This window comes from Halovalidus salilacus (assembly GCF_031852275.1).
GTDB lineage: Archaea > Halobacteriota > Halobacteria > Halobacteriales > Natrialbaceae > Halovalidus > Halovalidus salilacus.
This window is the reverse complement of record NZ_CP134700.1, coordinates 3716864-3739136: the sequence shown is the minus strand read 5'-3', so window position 1 is coordinate 3739136 and position 22273 is coordinate 3716864. Positions and strand designations below refer to the sequence as shown.

22 protein-coding genes and 1 pseudogene are annotated in these 22273 nt (G+C 68.5%); 12 read left to right on the top strand and 11 right to left on the bottom strand.

Annotation, left to right across the window (positions count from 1 at the left end):
• The first annotated feature begins 192 nt into the window (after positions 1 to 192).
• Together RJT68_RS18415 and RJT68_RS18410 are read left to right on the top strand one after the other, a co-directional pair.
• Positions 193 to 1959, top strand: a complete 1767-nt coding sequence (locus RJT68_RS18415; protein WP_407037980.1) for a nitrite/sulfite reductase — start codon at positions 193 to 195, stop codon at positions 1957 to 1959.
• A 226-nt stretch (positions 1960 to 2185) separates the two neighbouring features.
• The gene (locus RJT68_RS18410) at positions 2186 to 3733 is read left to right on the top strand and encodes an NAD-binding protein (protein ID WP_407040409.1); all 1548 of its coding nucleotides are present in this window, start codon (positions 2186 to 2188) and stop codon (positions 3731 to 3733) included.
• A 27-nt stretch (positions 3734 to 3760) separates the two neighbouring features.
• Here the strand turns inward: RJT68_RS18410 and RJT68_RS18405 are convergent, their stop codons facing one another.
• Entirely contained in the window at positions 3761 to 4117 is a 357-nt protein-coding gene (locus tag RJT68_RS18405; protein WP_407037979.1) for a hypothetical protein, read from the bottom strand.
• A 170-nt stretch (positions 4118 to 4287) separates the two neighbouring features.
• Entirely contained in the window at positions 4288 to 5223 is a 936-nt protein-coding gene (larE, locus tag RJT68_RS18400; RefSeq protein ID WP_407037978.1) for an ATP-dependent sacrificial sulfur transferase LarE, read from the bottom strand.
• 181 nt (positions 5224 to 5404) lie between these two features.
• On the opposite strand from larE, the gene RJT68_RS18395 reads away from it, so the two are divergent.
• Together RJT68_RS18395 and RJT68_RS18390 are read left to right on the top strand one after the other, a co-directional pair.
• Positions 5405 to 5974, top strand: coding sequence for a DUF6789 family protein (locus RJT68_RS18395; protein ID WP_407037977.1), 570 nt, complete (start codon positions 5405 to 5407; stop codon positions 5972 to 5974).
• A gap of 77 nt (positions 5975 to 6051) precedes the next feature.
• The gene (locus RJT68_RS18390; protein ID WP_407037976.1) at positions 6052 to 6426 is read left to right on the top strand and encodes a hypothetical protein; all 375 of its coding nucleotides are present in this window, start codon (positions 6052 to 6054) and stop codon (positions 6424 to 6426) included.
• A 163-nt stretch (positions 6427 to 6589) separates the two neighbouring features.
• Here RJT68_RS18390 and RJT68_RS18385 read toward each other — a convergent pair whose 3' ends face one another.
• Complete coding sequence (locus tag RJT68_RS18385) at positions 6590 to 6817, bottom strand: hypothetical protein (RefSeq protein ID WP_407037975.1); 228 nt, start codon at positions 6815 to 6817, stop codon at positions 6590 to 6592.
• An 84-nt stretch (positions 6818 to 6901) separates the two neighbouring features.
• Positions 6902 to 7861, bottom strand: a complete 960-nt coding sequence (locus RJT68_RS18380) for a DUF368 domain-containing protein (RefSeq protein WP_407037974.1) — start codon at positions 7859 to 7861, stop codon at positions 6902 to 6904.
• 640 nt (positions 7862 to 8501) lie between these two features.
• Between RJT68_RS18380 and RJT68_RS18375 the strand changes: the two genes are divergently transcribed.
• The 3 genes from RJT68_RS18375 (at position 8502) to RJT68_RS18365 (ending at position 11142) form a co-directional block, all read left to right on the top strand.
• Positions 8502 to 10535 (top strand): MutS-related protein, encoded by a 2034-nt coding sequence (locus RJT68_RS18375; RefSeq protein ID WP_407037973.1) that lies wholly within the window; start codon positions 8502 to 8504, stop codon positions 10533 to 10535.
• A gap of 92 nt (positions 10536 to 10627) precedes the next feature.
• Entirely contained in the window at positions 10628 to 10849 is a 222-nt protein-coding gene (locus RJT68_RS18370) for a hypothetical protein (protein WP_407037972.1), read from the top strand.
• A gap of 125 nt (positions 10850 to 10974) precedes the next feature.
• Positions 10975 to 11142, top strand: coding sequence for a hypothetical protein (locus RJT68_RS18365; RefSeq protein WP_407037971.1), 168 nt, complete (start codon positions 10975 to 10977; stop codon positions 11140 to 11142).
• Between the two features lie 5 nt (positions 11143 to 11147).
• Here RJT68_RS18365 and RJT68_RS18360 read toward each other — a convergent pair whose 3' ends face one another.
• Positions 11148 to 11474 carry a hypothetical protein gene (locus tag RJT68_RS18360; RefSeq protein ID WP_407037970.1) on the bottom strand — a complete coding sequence of 109 codons (327 nt, stop codon included), beginning with the start codon at positions 11472 to 11474 and terminating at the stop codon, positions 11148 to 11150.
• Between the two features lie 277 nt (positions 11475 to 11751).
• Here RJT68_RS18360 and RJT68_RS18355 point away from each other — a divergent pair, with 277 nt between their 5' ends.
• The 3 genes from RJT68_RS18355 (at position 11752) to RJT68_RS18345 (ending at position 14209) form a co-directional block, all read left to right on the top strand.
• Entirely contained in the window at positions 11752 to 12879 is a 1128-nt protein-coding gene (locus RJT68_RS18355) for an ORC1-type DNA replication protein (protein WP_407037969.1), read from the top strand.
• 143 nt (positions 12880 to 13022) lie between these two features.
• The gene (locus RJT68_RS18350) at positions 13023 to 13709 is read left to right on the top strand and encodes a nucleotidyltransferase domain-containing protein (protein ID WP_407037968.1); all 687 of its coding nucleotides are present in this window, start codon (positions 13023 to 13025) and stop codon (positions 13707 to 13709) included.
• Positions 13710 to 13711: 2 nt separating this feature from the next.
• Complete coding sequence (locus tag RJT68_RS18345) at positions 13712 to 14209, top strand: hypothetical protein (RefSeq protein ID WP_407037967.1); 498 nt, start codon at positions 13712 to 13714, stop codon at positions 14207 to 14209.
• Between the two features lie 161 nt (positions 14210 to 14370).
• Here RJT68_RS18345 and RJT68_RS18340 read toward each other — a convergent pair whose 3' ends face one another.
• Positions 14371 to 14640 (bottom strand): DUF7553 family protein, encoded by a 270-nt coding sequence (locus tag RJT68_RS18340; protein WP_407037966.1) that lies wholly within the window; start codon positions 14638 to 14640, stop codon positions 14371 to 14373.
• A 219-nt stretch (positions 14641 to 14859) separates the two neighbouring features.
• Here RJT68_RS18340 and RJT68_RS18335 point away from each other — a divergent pair, with 219 nt between their 5' ends.
• Together RJT68_RS18335 and uvrB are read left to right on the top strand one after the other, a co-directional pair.
• Positions 14860 to 15873: a transcription initiation factor IIB gene (locus tag RJT68_RS18335; protein ID WP_407037965.1), complete on the top strand. Its 1014-nt coding sequence runs from the start codon at positions 14860 to 14862 to the stop codon at positions 15871 to 15873.
• A 177-nt stretch (positions 15874 to 16050) separates the two neighbouring features.
• Positions 16051 to 18108: an excinuclease ABC subunit UvrB gene (uvrB, locus tag RJT68_RS18330; protein ID WP_407037964.1), complete on the top strand. Its 2058-nt coding sequence runs from the start codon at positions 16051 to 16053 to the stop codon at positions 18106 to 18108.
• 5 nt (positions 18109 to 18113) lie between these two features.
• On the opposite strand, the pseudogene RJT68_RS18325 reads toward uvrB, so the two are convergent.
• The 5 genes and pseudogenes from RJT68_RS18325 to RJT68_RS18305 form a co-directional block, all read right to left on the bottom strand.
• Positions 18114 to 18299: pseudogene (locus tag RJT68_RS18325) on the bottom strand (hypothetical protein); the annotation flags it as partial.
• Positions 18300 to 18302: 3 nt separating this feature from the next.
• On the bottom strand, positions 18303 to 18722 hold the full coding sequence (locus tag RJT68_RS18320; protein ID WP_407037963.1) for a 2Fe-2S iron-sulfur cluster-binding protein: 420 nt from the start codon (positions 18720 to 18722) through the stop codon (positions 18303 to 18305).
• 187 nt (positions 18723 to 18909) lie between these two features.
• Positions 18910 to 19260, bottom strand: coding sequence for a 2Fe-2S iron-sulfur cluster-binding protein (locus tag RJT68_RS18315; protein WP_407037962.1), 351 nt, complete (start codon positions 19258 to 19260; stop codon positions 18910 to 18912).
• A complete protein-coding gene (locus RJT68_RS18310) occupies positions 19257 to 20744 on the bottom strand; it encodes a selenium-binding protein SBP56-related protein (RefSeq protein ID WP_407037961.1) in 1488 nt (495 codons plus the stop codon). Before RJT68_RS18310 ends, RJT68_RS18315 begins: the two co-directional genes overlap by 4 nt.
• Positions 20745 to 20815: 71 nt before the next feature.
• The gene (locus tag RJT68_RS18305; protein WP_407037960.1) at positions 20816 to 22048 is read right to left on the bottom strand and encodes a putative manganese transporter; all 1233 of its coding nucleotides are present in this window, start codon (positions 22046 to 22048) and stop codon (positions 20816 to 20818) included.
• Positions 22049 to 22273 lie beyond the last annotated feature (225 nt).

Here is a 22273-nt window from a genome sequence, read left to right as displayed (position 1 = left end):
ACCTTAGTTCTACTTATATGTCATTGTACATCTCCTACATTCGCACGTATCTGCCAACGAATAACACGTATGTAAACGATTAGGGTTTTAAACTACCGAAATGTGGTTACATAACGTGAATTCGGAGATGAAATCGGATAAATTGCTGCGTTTGCGGTACGGTCGTCCACTCAATTCAGGGGTGGTCGCCTGATGGCACACGCGAAAGAGGAGTACAAGGAGGAGTGCTACGGCGACGAGGTGCGCGAACGCATCCTCGAGTACGCGGAGAAGGGCTTCGACGCCATCCCGGAAGACGAGTACGACGAGTGGTTCGCCCGCTTCAAATTCTGGGGGCTGTTCCACCAGCGCGACGGTCAGGAGTCGTACTTCATGATGCGCCTGACGAACGCCAGCGGCATCCTCGAGCCCGGCCAACTGCGGGCGATCGGCGAGGTCGCCCGCGAGTACGCGACCGGTCCGGTCGCGAACCCCGAGTTCGGCAACGGCTGGATCGACCTCACCACGCGTCAGTCGATCCAGCTCCACTGGCTGAAACTCGAGGACGTGCCGGCGATCTGGGAGCACCTCGAGTCGGTGGGCGTCTCGAGTCGCTCCGCGGGCGGCGACACGATGCGCAACATCTCCGGCTGTCCGCTCCACGGGAAGGCCGAGGAACTCGTCGAGTCGGGGCCGCTGCTCGAGCGGTTCCAGGAGGAGCTTCGCGGCGACGATCGGCTATCGAACATGCCCCGGAAGTTCAACATCAGCGTCTCCGGCTGTACGCAGGGCTGTGCGCAGGATTCGATCAACGACATCGGGTTCGAACCCGCGAGGAAGGAGGTGGACGGGGAGGAAGTGGTCGGCTGGAACGTCCGCGTCGGCGGTGGCCTCGGCGGCCGTCAGCCCCGCGAGGCCCGCCCGCTCGACGTCTTCGTCGCCACCGAGGAGGAGGCCTACGAGGTGGGCCGCGGCTTCGTCGAACTCTACCACGACTACGGCGACCGGACGCGCCGCGCGAAGAACCGCGCCCGCTTCTTCGTCGACGACTGGGGCACCGAGACGGTCCGCGAGACGCTCGAGTCCGAGTACGTCGACTTCGAACTCGAGACGGCGGGAGAGGACTTCCGGGAGGAGTACATGTACAACGCCGGCCGGCCCCGCGAGGACGGTCGCGGCGACCACGTCGGCGTCTACGATCAGGCCGACGGAAAGAACTACGTCGGCCTCTCGGTCCCCGTGGGACGGCTGCCCGCCGAGGACGCCATCGGACTCGCGGACCTGGCCGACGAGTACGGCTCGGGCGAGGTGCGACTCACCCGCCGCCAGAACCCCGCGATCGTCGACGTTCCCGACGAGGCGCTCGGCGACCTGCTCGCCGAGGCGCTGCTCGAGGCGCACCCGCCCGAACCCAACCCGTTCGAGCGCGGGGCGATGGCCTGCACCGGCACCGAGTTCTGCAACATCGCGCTCACGGAGACGAAGGCGCGGATGGCTCGCATGCTGCGCTGGCTCCACGCGAACGTCGACCTGCCCGACGACGTGGAGAAGATCAAGCTGCACTACTCGGGCTGCACCGCCGACTGCGGGCAGGCGATGACCGCCGACATCGGCCTGCAGGGCATGCGCGCCCGGAAGAACGACGAGATGGTCGAGGCGTTCGACGTCGGCGTCGGCGGCGGCGTCGGCGAGAACCCCTCGTTCGTCGAGTGGATCCGACAGCGCGTCCCCGCCGACGAGGCGCCGGGCGCGATCAGGAACCTGCTCGAGGCGTTCGCCGCCCACCGCGACGAGGACCAGACGTTTCGGCAGTGGGTCGACGAGACCGGCGCCGAAGCCCTCGTCGAGTTCTGCGAGCCCCAGGAGACGGACTTCGAGGACCCGTACATGTACGACGCCAAGCAGTCGTGGTACCCGTTCGCCGAAACCGAGTCGGCGGCCGAGGCCGCGGACGAGTCCGCGGCGCCCTCCGACGACTGATCGGCGAGTCCGCTCGGCTTTGAGCGGCTTTCTGGCGCAACTCCGCCCGTTTTGGTCCTCGAATCCCTAGCGTCGAGAACCCCGGTGCCCGCTCGTGAAGGCCCTCAGTGACCTTCCCGACGTTCGTTCGTTCGAGGACCTGTCGAGACGCCAGCGGCTCATCGTCCTCTACGCGCTCGGACTCGCCGCGGTCATCCTGTTCTTCACGGTCGTCTACAACTGGGGGATGCACACCTTAGAGGACGATCACCACTCGATCTTCCGGTCGTTCCAGACCGTCGTCGAGACGATGACGACCACCGGCTACGGCGCCGACGCCCCCTGGGAGACGCCCTGGATGAACGCCCTCGTGGTCGGGATGCAGCTGTCGGGGATCGCCATCGGCTTCTTCACGCTCAGGGTGCTGATCATCCCGCTGTTCAAGCGGACGCCGGTCTCCCTCGCGGATCGGCTGACGCCGAAGGACGACCACGTCGTGATCTGCGAGTACCGTCAGGACAGCGAGCTCCTCCTCGACGAACTCGAGCGGCTGGGGATCGACTACGTCCTCATCGACTCGGACGAGGACGAGGCGAAGCGCCTCTCCGACGCCGGCTACCAGGCGATCGTGGGCGACCCGGAGGACGCCGAGACCCTCCGGGAGGCGTCCATCGAGGACGCGACCCTCGCGATCACCGACGCGGGGGACCGGAACGCCAGCGTCGTGCTGAACGCGCACGCCCTGAACGAGGACCTCCGGGTCGTGAGCCTGACGGAATCGTCGCGGCGGAACCGGGCGCTCGAGCGGATCGGCGTCGATCGTGTCGTCTCCCCGCACGTCCTGATCGGGCGTCGGCTCGCGCACAAGGCCACGCCCGGCGCCGAGGTTCCCTCTGGAACCTCGGTCGGCGAGGAGGTCGAGGTCGGCGAATTTCTCGTTCGCCGCGAGAGCCCGCTCCACGGGGTCGAGGTGCGCGAGACGCCCTTCTTCGAACGCCCGCGCATCACGCTGGTTGCCGGCTGGATCGACGGGGAACTCCGGCTCCCGCCGGCGCCGACCGACCGGCTCACGCCCAACGCCGTGTTGGTCGTCGCCGGCCCGCCGGAGGTGATCGACGAGGCTCGCGACGCCGTTTCGGTTCCGGGGGTGCTCACCGCTCGCGACCCCTCCGAGGTGATCGTCGCGGGCACCGGCGAGGGCGGCCGCGCCGCGATCGACGCCTTGCCGGACGACGCCGCGGTCACCGCGATCGACGTCGAGGAACGCGAGGAGGTCGACGTCGTCGGGGACGTCGGCGACCCGGAGACGCTCGAGGCGGCCGGGATCGAGGACGCCACGGCGCTGATCGTGGCCGTCGACGACGACGCGACCGCGCTGCTGGCGATCGCGCTCGCCCGCTCGCTCGCCGAGGACGTCGAGATCCTCGCGCGGGTGACGGAGGACGGGCAGGTGCGAACCGCTTTCGAGGCGGGCGCCGACTACGCGCTGTCCATCCAGCGAGCCACCGCGCGGCTTCTCGCCCGCGACGTCCACGGAGAGGAGACCGTCTCCCCCGTGGGTCAGGTCCGACTCGTCCGCACGGACGGGGACCCGTTCGCCGGCCGGACGCTCGAGGACGCGAACGCCGGCGGCGAGACCGACCTCGACCGCGACGCCGACTGGGTGGTCGTGGGCGTCGAACGCGACGGCGCCTTTCGAACGGACGCGTCGACGGAAATCGAGGCCGACGACGTCGTCGTCATCGCCGGAACCGACGAATCGGTCGGCGAGCTGGAACGGACGGTCGCGACGTAGCTCGGATATCGGCGCTCGCGGGGTCTGTCACCGGTGTTCCCGCGTGCGCTCGTGGGCGTAGTCGAGGGCGTCCTCGAGCGAGCCGGGCCCGTCGTAGCTCGCCGAAAAGAGCTGCATGAAGCGGGTCGCGATCTGTGCACAGCGGCCGAACGTCAGCACCCGTCGGACGGCGATCGTCTCGGAGAACTCCAGTCCCGGATAGGTGGTGGCCGTGAGCCGGTAGCCCGGGTGGTCCTCCCCGTCGAGCGAGGCGGGGGCCACCCGAAGGCGCAGATCCCCGGATTCGTGGAAGTAGATCCGGTACTCGCGTTCTCGGTCGCTTCCGGCGGGGGTGTACGTCCGACGTTCCTCTTCGTCCCAGTCAGGCGGCGCGTCCGCGTCCATCGGTGGGTGATACTCGACGGAGGACTACGCCCGTATCGTATAGCGCAATATTCCCGGACGAACTATCAGTTTCTGACTTATCGAATACTTCTATGGCCGATGGGCGGTCGTAGTGTGGACGTTCGTTCGCAAATGGGGTTCGGAGTCGACGATGGTCGAGTGCGCCCCCGTCAATCGGTCGTCGTCGGCGACTCGAGGCCGTCCGCCTCGGACTCCTCCGCCGGCGCGGTTCGACCCTCGTCCGTCTCGCGTTTCGTCCTCTCCACCGGGCTCCCCGCTTCGCTCGCTTCGGAGTCCTCTCCCTCGGGACTGACGCTCCCGGTCCGGTACCCGTGGAGGTCGAGGGTGACGTGGTCGAACCCGATCCGGGAGAGTTCGTCCCGGGCGGCCTCGACGAACGCGGGATCCAGCGCGTCCTCGAATTCGTCCGGGGAGACCTCGATCCGGGCGAGGCCGTCGTGGTCGCGGACGCGGAACTGCTCGAAGCCCCACTGGCGCAGGACCCGTTCTGCGCGCTCGACCCGGGTGAGTCGCTCCTCGGTGACCTCGAGGCCGGTCGGGATGCGCGAGGAGAGGCAGGCCATCGAGGGTTTGTCGGCGACCGAGAGGCCGTAGTACTCGGCGATCTCGCGCACCTCGTCCTTCGAGATGTCGTGGGCCAGCAGCGGCGAGTAAACGTCGAGTTCCTCGACCGCCCGCAGGCCGGGTCGGTGGCCCGCGCCCGGATCGTCGGCGTTCGTCCCGTCGCAGACCGTCTCGACGCCGAGTTCGCGGGCCGCCTCGTACATCTCCCCCAGACGCATCGTCCGGCAGTGGTAGCAGCGGTGCTCGTCGTTCTGCACGAAGTCGTCACTCTCGAGTTCGGAGAAAGAGACGATCTCGTGGCGGATGCCGATCTCCTCGGCCACGCGCCTGGCCTCCTCGAGTTCCGCCTCCGGGAGGGTCTCGCTTTTGGCCGTGCAGGCGACGGCCCGGTCACCGAGGGCGTCGCGGGCCAGCGCGGCGACCACGCTCGAGTCTACCCCGCCGGAGAAGGCGATCAGTACGCCGTCGCGCTCGGCGAGGTCGGCCCGGGCGGCCTCGAGTTTCGCCTCGACAGTCGTCATACGGCTCCGTTCGAACCCGAGGGGGAAAAGCGCCTCGTCGCCGTCGCGACGGTCGGATCGCCGCGTTCGGCGCGCTCGTCGCTCCGTTCCGACGACCGTACGGTTCCGGCCCCTCGAGCGGGCCGTACACCGCGCGCCGAGACGTTAAGGAGCCGTCCGTGGTAGCGCCGGCAACGAAACCATGGCCGTATCCGACCCACTGCGCCGCCTGCGATCGATCGGAGAGACCGAAGGGCACACCGAGGACGTCGACGGGCGTCCGCGCGAGGAACACGTCCTCGACGCGGCGGTTCGGGGCGTCCAAGCCGGGTTCGTCGGGACGCTAATTATGACCGCCTTTCGCCTGCCCATCCTGCGGTCGTTGCCCCCTTCCGCCAACTTCTGGTCGCAGTACGTCTCGGGCGGCGATCCGAGCGAGCACCGGATCGCCGGCATCGTCCTCCACCTGCTCTACGGGATCGGCGGGGGCGCGGTCTTCGGCGTGCTCTTCTCCCTCTACGACGCCGGCCGCTCCATCGAACCGGAACAACGGGGGCTCGTCTGGGGAGCCGTCTACGGACTGGCCCTCTCCGCGTTCGGCGTCCAGGTCGTCATGAAGGGGCTGCTCGACATCCGCCTCGAGGCCGACGAACTCGCGCTGTTCCACGCCGGCCACCTGATCTACGGCCTCTCGGTCGGCGCCTGGGTCGGCTCCCGTACGGAGGGCGTCACGGACCCCGAGCGGGAGTACCAGTACGGCGACGGGAACTAGCGCCGGAGTGGTTCCCGGTCGCGCCGCTCGGTCCCGAAGGCACCAGCCTCTTCCGACGCGGGGCCCGAACTCGGGCCATGTTCGGCGCCTACACGCTCGGCAAGAAGGCGGTGACGTTCGGCTACAAACGATACGGCGTCCCCGGGGCGGTCGCCTCCGGCGGGGTCGCGCTCGCAGGCTACGTGATCGTTCGGCGCGCCCTCAAATCGTCGACGAACGCGGACACGGACTCCGTCACGTCGGCCATCGACGCGGAGGGACTCGAGCGAGCGGTGCAGGACCGGGGACTGGCCGCGGTTACCGACAAGGGAACGCTCGAGGACGTCGTGAACGAGGAGCGCCTCGACGTCCCGGTCGACCTCGACGAGGTCCAGTCGTCGGCGGAGTCGGAGTCGGAGTCGGAGTCGGAGAACGTCTCCGAGTCGCACGAGGACGCGGACGGCGGGGAGTGAGTTCGTCCCGTCTCCGACGCCCCTCTGTTCTTACCGACGCGGCCGAGGGTGGTACGGCGGTGAACACGCGGCGAGTACGTCGACGCCCCTAACCAACGTACTGTCGGGCGCGGCCGACGGAGGGTGCGCCACTTCGCTCCGTATCGCTTTGTTTCGAGTCCGCTCAGCCATCCGCGGGGGTCCGTCCCCCTCCCGCCGACCGCACCAGCTTCAGGATGCCCTGCGCGCCCAGGCCGATGAGCGCGAACTTCCAGGAGAGGACGGCGAGGACGGCCAGCCCCGCCGCCCTGGCTCGGTTTCCGCGTTCGAACGCGCGCTTGGCCTCGACGAACAGCGAACCGACGGTCAGGAGCCGCGTGCCGGGCGATCGGAGCAGCTTACTGAGTGCCATATCCGGAACAGGGCCGGACGCGGGATAACGACGGTGCTGGGAGCCGCAAGCGGCGGGGCCCCGGCCGGGGCCCCGGCGGTTCGATCACTCGGGGTCGAAGCCGCCGACGAGGGCGTCGAGCGCGAAGAGGACGACCGCGCCGACGAGCGTCCAGACGGCCGCCGCGAGCACCGTTTCGGTCGTCCAGGCGTGGGTCTCGCCGACGTTCCACAGCGGCGCGGGGGTCGAGCCGGCGATGAGGCTCACGAGAAAGACGAGCGTCGGCTGGCGGTAGCGGTCGAGCGCCGCGCGGACGACGCGGGCGACGGAGAGGAGGCCGACCAGGCCGCCGACGACGAACAGGGCCACCGTGGTTCCGGGTCCGACGGCGGCCTCGAGGGTGCCGCCGCCGAGCACCCCGCTCAGCGCCCCGAGGAAGTCGCTCAGCTCCGAGGAGAGGTAGACGTACTGACCCAGCAGGAGCAGGATGAGCGAACCCGAAATGCCGGGGAGGATCATCGCGCTGACGGCGAGGGCCCCGGACGCGACGATCATCCCGGGACCGCTCCCGGGAAGCTGGATCACGCCGCTGGAGATCAGCAGGGCGAACGCCACGCCCGCGACCGCGATGGCGACGTGGGTCGGCGAGGTGATCCGAAGGGTGCGGTAGAGGGCGATCGCCGATGCGCCGATCAGGCCGGTGAAGAAGCCGAACAGGGCGACGGGGTGGGTCTCCGCGAGCGTCGAGACGAGTTCCGCGACGGTCGCGAGGGCGGTCACCGCGCCGACGCCGAGGGGCAACAGGAACTGGAGGTCGAGTTCCACGAGCGCCTCCCGCGCGCGCTCGCGACGCCCGGGATCGTAGCCGCGGGCGACCGCGAGGAGCCGACCGGGGGTCCACGCGGTGATGGCGGCGAGCAGCCGGCCGTAGAAGCCGAGCAACAGCGCGATGGTTCCGCCGGAAACCCCCGGGAGCGCGTCCGCGGTTCCCATGCAGAGCCCGTAGGCGTAGATCCGGAGGAGTTCCAGGCCGTCGACGGCCCGCTCCTCGAGGTCATACCCCATTCGCGATCCTCCGTCGCGGCGCTCGGGAGTCGGGGCGGTTCGAGGAGGGGGCGCGCGTCGAGCACTCGGGGACCGAGGACCTCGCGGCGTCCGGCGACCGCGCTGCGGCCCTCGAGGGGCCGGGGATCGTCGTCGGCCGGACGGCCGTCGCGGTCCGCGTCGGCGTCGGCGTACGTGTGACGCACATGTGTGCCAGATACAGGCGGATCGGTTTATATGTGGCCGAAGCGCTTCAGCGACCGCGACGTCACCGACCGGCCTGCCGCCCCATCGTGTAGGGGAACATCGGCGTTTGTCCCGCCGCTCGAGGCGCGAAGAACTCGCCCACGGGACCGTCGTAGAACGTCAGCCCGGTGCCGCCGCGGTGGGCGTACGTCTCGAGGTGGAGCCGCCGCGCGAACCGAGCGGGATCGACCTCGCACGTCGATCGTCCTCGTGATTCCGGCGGCGTCGTAACAGAGTGTCGTCACCGTCTCGCGATCGGGTGCGGGGTCGGCCGCCGCATCCTTCGGATACCCCACCTGCCGTGGAAACGCGAGTGAGGCGAGCCGGGGGACCGTCGGGGCCCCTCGGGTCCGTGTCACCGCGTGCCCCGCGCCGACCCAATGGTTTTTCTCGCTCGGATGGGATACGCCGGTCGATGGAACTCGAGTCGATTCCGGGCGTCGGCGAGAAGACCGCCCGCGCACTGGCCGAACTCGACGACCCCGAGCGGGCGCTTCGCAGCGGCGACGTGGCGGCGATCGCGCGGGCTCCGGGGATCACCCAGGGACGTGCCGCCCGCATCGCGCGCGGGGCGATCCGCCGCGAGCACGGCGACCCCGGCGGCTTTCTCGCGACCGATCGGGCCCGCGAGATCTACCGCGACCTCCTCTCCCTGCTGCAGGCCCGCACCGTCACCCGCTACGCCGCCCAGCGCCTCGAGACGATCTACCCGAGTCCCTGCCGCTCGCGCATCGAGGAGGTGCGGGCGTTCACGGAAGCGGCGATCGAGCGCGACCCCGATCCCCGCGTTCGGGAGGCGCTCGAGGGGGTCGAACCCCTCGAGCGACCCGGCGACGTCCGCGTTCGCGAGCGCTGTCTGGCGACGACCGACGCCGAGCGGTACGCCCAGGCGCGCGATGCGATTCCCGAACTGTCGGTCGAGGTGGTCGAGGACGCCCAGGGGCTGGCGGAACTCGCTCGAGGCTACGCGACCGTGGTCGCCCTCGACGAGGAGTTCGCCGGGGTCGCCGTCGACGGCGACGTCCAGGTGCAACCCGACGCGCTCGAGAACCCGGCCGACGTCGTTCCCGAGCGCCCGCTCGCCTTCTTCGCGCGCAACCGCGACCGGATTCGGGCGGCGATCCACGTCCACCGCGCGGCCGACCTCGCGTCGCTCGACGGCCTCGACGAGTCCGACCTAGAGGCGCTCGAGGACGGCCTCGCGCGCCTCTCCGAGGACGGCACCGTCGCCGGCGACGAGGAACTCGACCGGCTGACGACCGCGGTGGACGACCTCGACGCGGCCGCGGGGACGGCCGAGAGCGTCGCCAACGACCGCCTGCGCGAGGCGATCCGCGAGCAGGACGTCACCATCGAGGGGGCGGACCTCCTCTCGCTGGTCGAGCGCGGCGCGGGCGTCGACTCGCTGCTCTCGCGGGAGCTGGCCGACGAGTACGCCGCGGCGATCGAGACCGCCCGCGAGCACCTGGTCGACGCGCTCGACCTCGATCCGGGCGAGGCCGAACTCGCCCGCCGCGCCTTCGGCGAGGAGCCGACGTTCCCCGTCGAGCGCGACGAGGACGCCCTCTCGCGGCTGCGCGAGGAGCTGACGGCGACGAAAGAGCGCCGGGCCGCGAGGCTCAAGCGCGAACTCGCGGCCGACCTGGCCGACCGACGGAAGGCCGCCGAGACGCTCGTCCGGGAGGCCCTCGAGCTGGACGTCGAACTCGCCGTCGCGCGGTTCGCCCGCGACCTCGAGTGTACGATGCCGGAATTCGTCTGGGACGACGCCGACGAGGAGCGTGGCGACGGTACCGGGGGGTCGAGCGTCGGATTCGAAATCGAAGGGGGGCGCTCGCCGCTGCTCGAGGAACCGCTCTCCGAGATCGACCCCGTAGACTACGAGGTCCGGGGCGTCGCCCTGCTCTCTGGCGTCAACAGCGGCGGGAAAACCTCGACGCTGGACCTGGTCGCGAGCGTCGTCGTGCTGGCCCACATGGGGCTGCCGGTTCCCGCCGACCAGGTGACCCTACGCCGGTTCGACGACCTCCACTACCACGCCAAAACGCAGGGCACGCTCGACGCCGGCGCGTTCGAGGCGACCGTCCGGCAGTTCGCCGACCTCGCGGAGGGCGGCGAGGGCTCGCTCGTGCTGGTCGACGAACTCGAGAGCATCACCGAACCCGGCGCGTCGGCGAAGATCATCGCCGGCATTCTCGAGGCCTTACACGAGAACGGCGCGACGGCGGTGTTCGTCTCCCACCTCGCCGACGAGATCCGGGAGATGGCCGGCTTCGACGTCACCGTCGACGGAATCGAGGCCGTGGGGCTGGTCAACGGCGAACTCGAGGTGAACCGCTCGCCCGTCAAGGACCACCTCGCGCGGTCGACGCCCGAGTTGATCGTCGAGAAGCTGGCGGGCGACAGCGAGTTGGGGTTTTACGACCGGTTGCTCGAGAAGTTCGACTGAGTCGGAACCGGTGGCCGCGAGGAACGTAAACGCCGACCAATTTCAGGTCGGGACTCTTCTCCCGGGAGTCGAACGCCTCGGAACGAACCTGTATGGCCGACTCGAGCAAGCACCCGGGCGACGTGCGGTGGGGGTGGAAGTGTCCGCGCTGCGACGCGAAGACGAGGATCAAGCGGGATCCGTCGACGAGAACCTACCGCTGGGAGTGCGTCCGAGACGCCTGTCCCGCGGTGGGATTCGGCTTCGTCTCGAGGCGCCGGGCGCGAATCGCCCTCCGGGAGTTCCGGAGGCGTAACGAGGACGTCTACCGCTAAGCGTCGCCCGACGGTGTTCGACGGGAGTCGACGATAACCGACCCCGATCGCCCGAAATCGCCGGACGGGCCCGGGGTATGCAAGGGCGGTCACTTACCTCGGTTGCGCGCGCAGTTCGTGGTGGTATGTCGTACCAGTTCGAGTGTCCACGCGAGGACTGTACCTTCGAGCTGCGCTGTGATCGCGACCAGGAGGCGGCGAAACTGGCGCGCGCTCACGCGCGCCTCTCCCACCGGGGCCGCATCCCGCCCGCGGACCTCGAGCGGTGGCTCGAGCGCGTCGAGGCCGCGTGAGCCCGTCAGAAGCCGTGCCAGTTGCGGATCTGGCGGTGTCCCCACGACTCCTCGTTCGGCTCCCCCTCGTCCTCGCTCACCGTGGCGAGCGACTCCGCGTCCCGCTCCTCGAGGAAGTCGGCGACGGCCTCGACGTACTCGCCGATCGCCGCGAGCGTCGCGTCGTCCTGCAGCGCGAGCGACTGGACGGTGGACGAGGGGACTTCCTCGGGCGCCGTGTAGGCCTGCTTTTGCGCGTAGGTGCCGATCGCTCGTAGCGTCCGCGGGTCGTACTCGTCGAACCGCTCGAGCAGGAAGTCGGGGATCTCGTCCGGTCGACTCGGTGCGGGCATAGTTACCACACTACTCTTTTCAACGACAATTAACGTTTTCGGTGTGGACGGGTTCGGACCGAATCGAAGGCTGTGAGTGACCGATTCGCCGTTCGGCGGGTGGTCGATTCGGCGGACGGGCGTGGCGCGCGGCGGTGCGCTGATCGGTTCTCGACGCCGATCGCCCGTTCGCCGCCTCGGGGCCGCCCGGTTCCGTCCGCTCGGCGTTCGTTCGGAATCGGTGACGTTCACGCGGCGCGCCAAAGGACTAAGTATCCTCGAGAGCGTGGTGAAAGTGATGGCAGACGACGAGGGGGGGATGCTGTCGTGGGACGAATCCGTGTTCAGGAACGAGCACGTCTTCGAGATCGACTACGTCCCCGAGACGTTCAAACACCGCGAGAGTCAGACGCGGAACCTCACGTACGCGCTTCGACCGGCCGTGCGCGGGTCCCGCCCCCTCAACGTGCTGGTCCGCGGTCCGCCCGGAACGGGCAAGACGACCGCGATCCAGAAGCTCTTCGACGAGATCGGCGCCCAGACGAGCGACGTGCGCACGATCCGGGTCAACTGCCAGGTCAACGCCACCCGGTACTCGGTGTTCTCGCGGCTGTTCGAGGGCACCTTCGACTACGAGCCGCCCTCCTCGGGCATCTCGTTCAAGAAGCTCTTCGGCCAGATCGCCGAGAAACTCGTCGAGGAGGACCGCGTCCTCGTGGTCGCGCTGGACGACGTCAACTACCTCTTCTACGAGAACGAGGCCTCCGACACCCTCTACTCGCTGCTTCGAGCCCACGAGGAGTACCCCGGCGCCAAGATCGGCGTCATCGTCGTCTCCTCGGATCCGACGCTGACGGTGATCGACGAACTCGACTCCCGGGTCCAGAGCGTCTTCCGCCCGGAGGACGTCTACTTCCCGGTGTACGACCAGCCCGAGATCGTCGACATCCTCGCCGAGCGCGTCGAGCGGGGCTTCCACGACGGCGTCATCTCGCGGGACACCCTCGAGTACGTCGGCGACCTCACGGCCGAGAGCGGCGACCTCCGCGTCGGGATCGACCTGCTCCGGCGGGCCGGCCTGAACGCCGAGATGCGCGCCAGCCGGGCCGTCGAGCGCGAGGACGTCGAGAAGGCCTACGAGACCTCGAAGTACGTCTCGCTCTCCCAGAGCCTCTCGAGCCTGAGCGACTCCGAGCGCGCCCTGCTCGAGGTGATCGCCACCCACGACGGCGAGCAAGCCGGCGAGGTCTACGAGGTCTTCCGCGAGGAGACGGACCTCGGCTACACGCGCTACTCGGAGATCGTCAACAAGCTCGATCAGCTCGGCCTGATCGACGCGGAGTACGCCGAGATCGACGGCCGCGGTCGCTCGCGCTCGCTCACGCTCGCCTACGAGAAGGAGGCGGTGCTGGATCGGCTCGAGTAAAACGGCCCATTCCGAAGACTCGTCGTTGCGATGTATCGTCGCACGGTGTTCGATGGAGGCTTTGCGGACGCGAGCAGGTAGTGGGAAGACAGTGGATCGTCGACCAGAAGGATTTTTGCACATCGTGCAAAAGTTTGCATATCATGCAAACTCATGCGGGGGTGGTGTTCGACTTTCCCTTTCCGGAGGAGCGGGTCTTCAGGTATCAGGCGATGCAGGACATCCTCCACCACCTCGTGAACGAACCGGTCGAGGAATTCACGCGGAAGGAGCTCGCAGCGATGACGGGGGCGGACATCTCTACCGTGTCTCGATCGGTAGCTCTCCTGGAACGACTCGGAGTCGTCACGGTCGACGACGACCGTCCGTCGCGCGTCCGGATCGATCACGATCACCTTCGGAAACCCGATCCGATCCTTTCGATTCCACAGGCGGAGTATCGCAAGCCTGTTCGAACGTTCGTCGATGAACTTCGAGACCACGTCGAAGATTCGAGCGAACTATCGACGATCGTGGGGGTCGTCCTCTTCGGCAGCGTCGCTCGCGGGACAGCGGACCGTGCGAGCGATATCGACCTGCTCGTCGTCCTCGACGGAACACACACGTATGGCCGTCGCGTTGCCACCCGCGTGGCGCGAGATCTCGAGGAACGAACGTTCGACGGGGATCGATACGAGTACGAGGTCCTCGTCGAAACGCCGAAGAGCGCGGCTCAGTACGGATCGAAGCTCCGCGAGATTTTCGATGAAGGTGTGATCGTACACCGGAGTGACAACCTTCGAGAGGTGCTGACCGCCGTCTACGAGACTGATGACTCGGAGGAGGTGTGAGCGTGCCGATCGAACGGGACGACGTCGAACCGGAACTCGCCGATGCCGAGGAAGCGTTTCGCCTCGGTGGCCAAGAACGCGAGCGTGGCCTGGATGTCTCCGACGCCGGCCTCGTCCAGCTTCGAAAGGCGTGTCGATCATTGTCTGGGGCGGATCAGTTGCTCGACGATGGTTACTACACGCTCGCTATCGAAGCGGGGTTCACATCGATCGAGAAGACGTTCCTCTTTTGGTTGATCCACGAAGGCCATCACGACCTCGCCAATCCGCCGCAGTCACACACGACCGCCATCGAACGGAGCGCGAAGGTTGGATTCGTCGGCGACGAAGTCGCCTCGCGGCTCGTCGATCTCTGGCGGACGAACCGAGCACAAACCTACTATCAGGACGGTCTCGCAACCCGAAAACGAGCTGAGGCTGTCACCGAACTGGCGGTTCTCATACACGGATACGTCGTCAGTCTTTCGAGAATTCGTCACGAGTGCGTCTGCACCGATTGACGGGAAGCGAGTTCTTCGACGGCGTCGAGCGGCGCGCACCCCTCGCCGACCGCGACGACGCCGCGGACGCGACTCGAGCGGGAGGGTGCCGCTTCTCGACGCGGTCCGTCGCCGGAATCGGGAGCACGAGTCGGCTTCCGTCGACACCAGCCGCCGGACGGTCAGGCCCGATCCAGATTCTCGCGGTACTCCTCGGCGCGCTCGAGCGCCGTATCGATGTGCTCCGCCGTTTCGCCGTCGGCGCGCTCTTCGGCTTGCCGGAGCGTGTTGAGGTGCTCGTCGAGGAGGGTGTGATCCGCCTCCCTGTCGCCCTCGGCGTAGTCGCCGAACGCGTCCGCGACCTCGCGCACCGAGTCGCGTACGTCGTCGTCGGCCGTTTCGACCGCCCGCTCGAGTTCCTCGTGCGCCTGCTGCAGTTCGGTTGCGGACATGCGGGATCCTCCCACGAACCGCGGCAAAACGGTGCGGCAGGGAGGTGCAGGCGAACCGCCGCGCGATCGACCCGGGTCTGGCCGGCGCCGTTCGACCTTGAAGCGACGGACCGTTCTTACTCGCTGGGAATCCGGTTTCGGATTCATGCGGGTCTCACGAAAAGGTGCTCGTAGACCACGCTCTCTCCGGGCGAATTCCGGTATCCATCCCGTCGAATCATGAACGAGACTCGCGTCACGGTCGCCCCTCCCGCGCGCGGCTCCGGTTCCGATTCCGTTCGCGAGGAGGGGACGGCCGACCGGACGATTCGATCCGAATCGAACGCCGTCTGTCCAGAGTGTGCGGGCCGCGTCGTTCCGGACGACGAGCGCGGCGAGCTCGCCTGCGGCGAGTGCGGGCTCGTCGTCGACGAGGACGTCGTCGACCGCGGCCCCGAGTGGCGGGCGGTCGACGCCGACGACCGCCGCGAGCGACGTCGCGTCGGCTCCCCGGTAACCGAGCGTCGCCACGACAACGGCCTCAGTACGACGATCGACTGGAAGGACGAGGACGCCCGCGGCAACCGCCTCTCGGCGAGGAAGCGCGCGCTGTTCGGGAGGCTCAGGACGTGGGACGAACGGTTCGTCGCGAAGGGTTCGAAGGAGCGCAACCTCAAGCACGCCTTCGGCGAGATCGATCGGATGGCCTCGGCGCTCGGCATCCCCCGCTCGTGCCGGGAGACCGCCTGCGTCGTCTACCGACGGGCCGTCGAGGAGGACCTCCTGCCGGGGCGGACGATCGAGGGGATGGCGACGGCCAGCCTCTACGCCGCCGCGCGCCAGCACGGCACGCCGCGGACGCTCGTCGAGTTCGAGACCGTCAGCCGGGTCGAGAAGGTGCGGGTCCAGCGGGCCTACCGTTACCTCTCGAGCGAGCTCGGCCTCCAGCTCGAGCCCGCCGATCCCCTCCAGTACGTCCCGCAGTTCGCCTCCGCGGCGGGGGTGAGCGAGGAGACCGAGCGACTTACCCGGAAGCTGCTCGCGGCGGCGAAGGCGGCGGCGCTCCACAGCGGCCGGAGTCCGGCCAGCATCGCCGCAGCGGCGCTGTACGCGGCCGCCCGGCTGACCAACGAGGCCCTCACCCAGGAGGCGGTCGAGGAGGCGACCCACGTGAGCGCGATAACGGTCCAGAACCGCTACCGGGAGGTCCTCGACGCTTACGCCGACCGGCAGGGTCGGGAGGTCCCGGTCTGAGGGTGGGCGCCGGCTTCGGGAGGTCCCCGCCCGAGCGGGGCCGACGGAATCGGGACGTCCACGTCCGGGTACGACCGGCGGAACGGGGACGCCGAGCGCTCCGTTTCGGCTCTCGAGGGCGCCGATCGGCGGCCAAGCGAGTCCGTCAAGTGCCTCCGGCCCCTCACTCCGACCACTGTGAGCGACACGCGAGGCCCACTGCAGCCGGACCGTCCGGACGCCGCCCAGCCGTTCGAGGTGGACGCGCCGTTCGACCCCGCGGGCGACCAGCCGGAGGCCATCGAGGGGCTGGCAGCCGGCTACGCGGAGGGGATGGAAAAGCAGACCCTGCTCGGCGTGACGGGCTCGGGGAAGACGAACACCGTCTCGTGGGTGATCGAGGAGGTCCAGAAGCCGACGCTCGTCATCGCCCACAACAAGACGCTCGCCGCCCAGCTCTACGAGGAGTTTCGGAACCTCTTCCCGAACAACGCCGTCGAGTACTTCGTCTCGTACTACGACTACTACCAGCCCGAGGCGTACGTCGAACAGACGGACACCTACATCGACAAGGACGCCTCGATCAACGACGAGATCGACCGGCTTCGCCACTCCGCGACCCGCTCCCTCCTGACGCGGGAGGACGTCATCGTCGTCGCCTCCGTCTCCGCCATCTACGGCCTCGGCGACCCGCGCAACTACGTGGACATGTCCCTGCGCCTCGAGGTGGGCGAGGAGGTCGGCCGCGACGAGTTGCTCAAACGTCTCGTCGACCTGAACTACGAGCGCAACGACGTCGACTTCACCCAGGGCACCTTCCGCGTGCGCGGCGACACGATCGAGATCTTCCCGATGTACGGCCGCTACGCCGTTCGCGTCGAACTCTGGGGCGACGAGATCGACCGCATGGTCAAGGTCGACCCGCTCGAGGGCGAGGTCAAGAGCGAGGAACCCGCCGTGCTCGTCCACCCGGCCGAGCACTACTCGATCCCGGACGCCAAACTCGAGCGGGCGATGGAGGAGATCCGCGAGGACTTAGACTCGCGAATCTCGTACTTCGAGCGAAAGGGCGACCTCATCGCCGCCCAGCGCATCGAGGAGCGGACGACGTTCGACCTCGAGATGATGGCCGAGACGGGCTACTGCTCGGGCATCGAGAATTATTCAGTCTATCTCGACGACCGCGACCCGGGCGACACCCCCTACACCCTGCTCGATTACTTCCCGGACGACTTCCTGACGGTGGTCGACGAATCGCACGTCACCCTCCCCCAGATCAGGGGCCAGTACGCCGGCGACAAGTCCCGGAAGGACTCGCTGGTCGAGAACGGCTTTCGCCTCCCCACGGCCTACGACAACCGGCCGCTGACGTTCGAGGAGTTCGAGGAGAAGACGGACATGAGCCTCTACGTCAGCGCCACGCCGAGCGACTACGAGCGCGAGGAGAGCGAGCGGATCGTCGAACAGATCGTTCGCCCGACCCACCTCGTCGACCCCGAAGTCGAAGTCGCGCCCGCCACGGGCCAGATCGACGACCTCATGGACCGGATCGACGAGCGGATCGAGCGCGACGAGCGCACCCTCGTCACCACGCTCACGAAGCGGATGGCCGAGGACCTCACCGAGTACCTCGAGGAGGCCGGCGTGAACGTCGAGTACATGCACGACGAGACGGACACGCTCGAGCGCCACGAGATCATCCGCTCCCTTCGGCTGGGCGAGATCGACGTGCTCGTGGGGATCAACCTCCTGCGAGAGGGCCTGGACATCCCCGAGGTGAGCCTCGTCGCGATTCTGGACGCCGACCAGGAGGGCTTCCTCCGCAGCGAGACGACGCTCGTCCAGACGATGGGTCGGGCGGCCCGCAACGTCCACGGGGAGGTAATCCTCTACGCCGACGACCCGTCGAACGCGATGGAGTCGGCCATCGAGGAGACCCAGCGCCGCCGCGAAATTCAGCAGGAGTTCAACGAGGAACACGGCTACGAACCGACCACGATCGAGAAGGCGGTCAGCGAGTCGAACCTGCCCGGCAGCAAGACGGACACGTCGGGCGTCGCCGGCAGGGACCTCGAGGACGACGACGAGGCCGCGCGGTACGTCGCCGAACTCGAGGAGCGGATGCAGGAGGCGGCGAGTAATCTCGAGTTCGAGTTGGCGGCGGACATCCGCGATCGGATCCGCGAGGTGCGCGAGGAGTTCGACTTGGACGGCGGCGAGGACGAGGGCATCGCGCCGCCGGCCGAGGAGTTCTAACTCGCCCCGGCACGCCGGACCCGAACGGTGTCACCGACGTCGACGTTCTTCTCATCGATCTTCTCGAGGGTGGGGAGGCAGGCCCGCGAGCCCATCGCGTCGCGGACGTCGACCGATTCGACCGGCGCGACCGGCGCGACCGGCCTCACCCGCCCCGTTCGACCGATCCGGACCGCGGCGTCGACGATCGGTCGTTACCCCCACGGACTGTCGCCGATCTCCGCGCGAATCATCGGCCCGACCGACACGCGACAGTCGGCCCGGGGCAGCGCGATACACAGCAGCGCGTAGCCGTCCGCTCGCTCCTCCTCCGTCAGGGCCATGGGCGAACGGCGGTAGTCGAAGGCCCTCGCGGCGTCGACCGATTGCCGATCGCCGGACCCTCCGTCGGCCTCACCGGGTTCGGCTCTGCCGTCTCCGTCCTCGTCCCCGTCCGCGTCGCCGTCGACGGAGCGAACTCGGCCCACGCAGGCCGTACAGGTCCCCTTCCGGCAGTCGTACGCGAGTCGGATTCCCTCCCGAAGGGCCGCGTCGAGCACCGTCTCCCGGGGTTCGACCGTCACGGTATCGCTCCGGCCGTCCGGCCACTCGAGGATCACGTCGTGGCTACTCATGGTTCGATCCCCGTTCGCCGTCTCGCGCTCGATGTTGTCACGCCCGTCTCTAGGAAGGACAGCGGGAAAAGGCTGTACGCGACTGCGATCTGGATTATAACTGACACCGGGGCCGCGACCGCCGTCGTGTCGTCCGGTTCCTGTCCGTTTCGGACGGTCGAACGACTCCAGTTCGTGGGATTCGACGCTACTTCCACGGATTCTCGACGAGTTCGGCCAGCACGCTCGAGCCGACTAGCACGCGACACTCCCGTTTCGGCGTCGCGATGCAGAGCAGGACGTAGCCGTCGGCCTCGTGGCGGGGTTTGAGCGCCCTGGGGGAACGCCGATAGTCGAACAGCTCGTCGACGGGTGCATCCGGTTCGACCACCCGTCCCGTACAGGTTCCACAGGCCCCCGTGAGACAGCCGTACGGGATCCCGATCCCGGCGCGTTCGGCCGCCTCGACGACCGTCTCGTCGGATCGGACCGCGACCGTCCGCGTTCGGCCGTCGGCCCCGGGCCACTCGAGCGCGACGTCGACGTCGTCCGCCGTCACTGCCAGACGTCGCTCGTGCAGTCGCCGTCGGGCCACCGGATCTCGTGGGCGCGGGCCGGTCCCGCCGGGAGGTCGCCGAAGTCGACCAGGAACTCCTCGTCGAGGTCCATCGTCCCGTTTCGGGGATCGACGTCGGCTTTCAGCATCACGGATCCGCGCTCGCCCTCCTCGGGGTAGAACTGGTTGTCCCAGCTCGAGAACAGCGACGTGGTCCAGTAGAGGCGCTCGCCGTCGAGCGAGAGCTGCAGCATCTGGGGGCCCGCGACCAGATCGCGACCCTGGACCTCCTGAATCTCGCCGAAGTGGCCCCCGACCGAGAGCGAGTCGGCCCGTCGCGGGTTCGCCGGATCGGAGATGTCGTACATCCATACCTCCCCGTGGAGCCAGTTCGAGCCGAACAGGTAGCGGTCGTCCATCGAGATCAGGATGTCCGTCGGCAGCGCGGGGACCGGCATGTCCCAGTCCTCGTGTTCGCGGGACTCGAAGTCGATGACCTTCTCGGCGCGGTACTCACCGCTGGCTCGCGGTTCGTCACCGCTCGCCGTTTCCGCGGCGCGTGGCGCCGCGCTCTCCTCGTCCCTCCAGAAGTGAAACACGTTCGACGACAGCGCGGCGCCGACGAATCCGTGGGTCGACTCCGGCGTGTGCAGGAACCGCACCTCGAGCGGAATCAGGCCCTCCTCGCCGAGGTCGATCGTCTGCTCGACCGTCCCCTCCTCCCAGTCCCAGACGTGGAGCCTGCGCCCGTACTTGCCCTCCTCGACGTCCTCGAGGTCGAACCCCGGGTAGTACGTCTTCGGCGCCGCCCACTCGCTCGAGACCATCACGTTCTGGCGGGGCTGGTACCAGTAGTCGTAGTTCATCTCGATCTCTCCCGGCGGCTCCCACCGGCCTTCGACCTCGAAGTCGTGGTTCAACTCGAGGAAGCCTCCCGGCAGTTCGCCGTCGGCGTCCCCGAGCATGCTGATCAGGATCTTCCCCTCGGGGACGCAGTGGACCGTGTGTGGCGCCGAGAGGTCGTGTTCGAACACCTTCTCGGGTTCGATGACCGTCTCGAGTTCGGGGTCGCGGCGGTCGGCGGCGTCGATCACGTGGATCCGAGACGAGCGCTGGCCGGGGACGAGCAGGTGGCGGCGCTCGAGGCCGTCGACGTGGCAGGACGACGAGCAGGCGTTCCACCCGAAGTGGTGGAGTTCGTCGCCCTTCTCGGGCATCTCGACGCGGTCGACGATCTCGCAGTAGGTCTCGGAGTCCGGATCGAGGTCGACGACGGCGACGAAGTCGGACGCGTCGACGTCGGTCCCGACGTAGAGGCCCATGACGTAGGCGAGTTCCTCCCGGTCACCCTCTTCGATGGCCGCCTGCGGCGTCGCGTAACCCGGCCCCTCGTGACCGTGCTCCGCGTGATCGTGGGCGTGAGCGTGCGCGTGGTCGTGGTCGTGGCCGTCGGTGTCACCCGACGACGGTTCGTCTGACTGTGCCATGGGGATCGCACACCGACGCCGGGTATAGTTATGGGGTGTGCCCCGGTTGAGATGGGGGGATTCGAGTTCGATCAGAGCACGCCGAAGCCGAACTCCCGCATGCCGAAAACGGGCGCCCACAGCAGGTGGAGCGCGATCCCCACGACGACGGCGGGCAGGAAGTTGTAGATCGAGGCGACGATCGCGGCTTTCGGGTCGATCGCGAGCAGGGGGAACAGCGCGTCGCCGTCCTGGCTGATCGCGTTGGCGGTCAGCGCGGAGAACGGGAGGCCGCCCTCGGCGTAGACGCTCGCCAGCACGATCTGCGGCCCGCAGCCGGGGATGAGCCCGACGACCGCGGCGCCGACGGGTGCGAGGATTCCGGCCGACGCAGCCAGCGCGGTGACGTCGAAGCCGGTGAGCAAGACGGCGTACTCGTAGCCCGCGAGCGCCACGAGCACCCAGACGGTGACGAAGCTGGTCTCCATCGCCGCGTGGGTCAGCGTGTCGTAGACCGACGAGAACGAGTCTCGAGCGCGGGCGACCTGCCCCTCGCCGACGTAGTGGCGGCCGACCGCGTAGAGGTACAGCGAGAGCACCGCGCCGGCGATGCCGACGGCGGTGAACAGGCCGTCGAAGCCGAACCCGAGGGTCAGGTCGACCTCGGGGCCGCCCCGGAGCAGGTAGAGCGTCCCCAGGACGAGCCCGGCGAGGGCGGTGCCCCACCACGCCACGTGAGCGCCGTGGGAGAGCGGCGTGAGCACTCGAGAGGTGCGATCCGGCCCTTCGCGGTGGGCGTGGGTCGGCGGCTTCCCGGGGTAGTCGTGGGTGGGGTTGGGCCGGACGGCACCGCCGCCGGCCGCGACGGGGGTGCCGCCGTCGGTCGCGGCGGGCGAGAGCTTCGCGACGGCGGCGTCGATGCGGGTGACGCCGAGACCGACGGTGTCGACGAGGTAGCCGGTGACGACGGAGGCGGCGAAGGCGATCGCGTAGGCGTAGAGGGCGGCCTCGGGGGCGAGCACGAGGATGACGAACGCCGAGTCGCCCGCCGTCGCGCCGAGGGTGGCGACCACGGTGCCGAAGCTGACGCTCCCGCGGACGTACAGCGGCATGACGACGATCGCACCGCCACAACCCGGCGTCAACCCGAGGAGGCCGCCGAAGAAGGGCTGGAACCGCTCGTTGTCCTCGAGCGCGGCGAGCGCGGCACCGCCGGTCCGGTACTGGAGGAGGCCGAACGCGAGGACCGTGATCGCGACGAAGACGCTCACCTGCACGTAGCCGGCGCGCAGGGTCTCGAGAAAGACTGCGAGCAACTCGTTCACGCCCGCTCACCGCCCGCAGCGGGTGAGTCGAGCAAAGATTTAGACATCTCTAAACCTATCTTTAGCGCCGACGATATTATATGTGGTGGTGGGGGCGGTTCGCTCCGGGGTCGCCGTCAGAGCATCGCGCGACGAGGCGGATCGGGGGCGGTCCCTTGATCCTTCCGCGCGCGACGCTCACCAGAAGGTGGGAAAAGCGATGTTCTCTCGGCGTTAGTCGACGGG

Bases quoted from the DNA above. Each gene is read 5' to 3' on its own strand.
- RJT68_RS18415 (WP_407037980.1), top strand. From the start codon at position 193: ATGGCACACGCGAAAGAGGAGTACAAGGAGGAGTGCTACGGCGACGAG.
- RJT68_RS18410 (WP_407040409.1), top strand. From the start codon at position 2,186: ATGCACACCTTAGAGGACGATCACCACTCGATCTTCCGGTCGTTCCAG.
- RJT68_RS18405 (WP_407037979.1), bottom strand. From the start codon at position 4,117: ATGGACGCGGACGCGCCGCCTGACTGGGACGAAGAGGAACGTCGGACG.
- larE (WP_407037978.1), bottom strand. From the start codon at position 5,223: ATGACGACTGTCGAGGCGAAACTCGAGGCCGCCCGGGCCGACCTCGCC.
- RJT68_RS18395 (WP_407037977.1), top strand. From the start codon at position 5,405: ATGGCCGTATCCGACCCACTGCGCCGCCTGCGATCGATCGGAGAGACC.
- RJT68_RS18390 (WP_407037976.1), top strand. From the start codon at position 6,052: ATGTTCGGCGCCTACACGCTCGGCAAGAAGGCGGTGACGTTCGGCTAC.
- RJT68_RS18385 (WP_407037975.1), bottom strand. From the start codon at position 6,817: ATGGCACTCAGTAAGCTGCTCCGATCGCCCGGCACGCGGCTCCTGACC.
- RJT68_RS18380 (WP_407037974.1), bottom strand. From the start codon at position 7,861: ATGGGGTATGACCTCGAGGAGCGGGCCGTCGACGGCCTGGAACTCCTC.
- RJT68_RS18375 (WP_407037973.1), top strand. From the start codon at position 8,502: ATGGAACTCGAGTCGATTCCGGGCGTCGGCGAGAAGACCGCCCGCGCA.
- RJT68_RS18370 (WP_407037972.1), top strand. From the start codon at position 10,628: ATGGCCGACTCGAGCAAGCACCCGGGCGACGTGCGGTGGGGGTGGAAG.
- RJT68_RS18365 (WP_407037971.1), top strand. From the start codon at position 10,975: ATGTCGTACCAGTTCGAGTGTCCACGCGAGGACTGTACCTTCGAGCTG.
- RJT68_RS18360 (WP_407037970.1), bottom strand. From the start codon at position 11,474: ATGCCCGCACCGAGTCGACCGGACGAGATCCCCGACTTCCTGCTCGAG.
- RJT68_RS18355 (WP_407037969.1), top strand. From the start codon at position 11,752: ATGGCAGACGACGAGGGGGGGATGCTGTCGTGGGACGAATCCGTGTTC.
- RJT68_RS18350 (WP_407037968.1), top strand. From the start codon at position 13,023: ATGCAAACTCATGCGGGGGTGGTGTTCGACTTTCCCTTTCCGGAGGAG.
- RJT68_RS18340 (WP_407037966.1), bottom strand. From the start codon at position 14,640: ATGTCCGCAACCGAACTGCAGCAGGCGCACGAGGAACTCGAGCGGGCG.
- RJT68_RS18335 (WP_407037965.1), top strand. From the start codon at position 14,860: ATGAACGAGACTCGCGTCACGGTCGCCCCTCCCGCGCGCGGCTCCGGT.
- RJT68_RS18320 (WP_407037963.1), bottom strand. From the start codon at position 18,722: ATGAGTAGCCACGACGTGATCCTCGAGTGGCCGGACGGCCGGAGCGAT.
- RJT68_RS18310 (WP_407037961.1), bottom strand. From the start codon at position 20,744: ATGGCACAGTCAGACGAACCGTCGTCGGGTGACACCGACGGCCACGAC.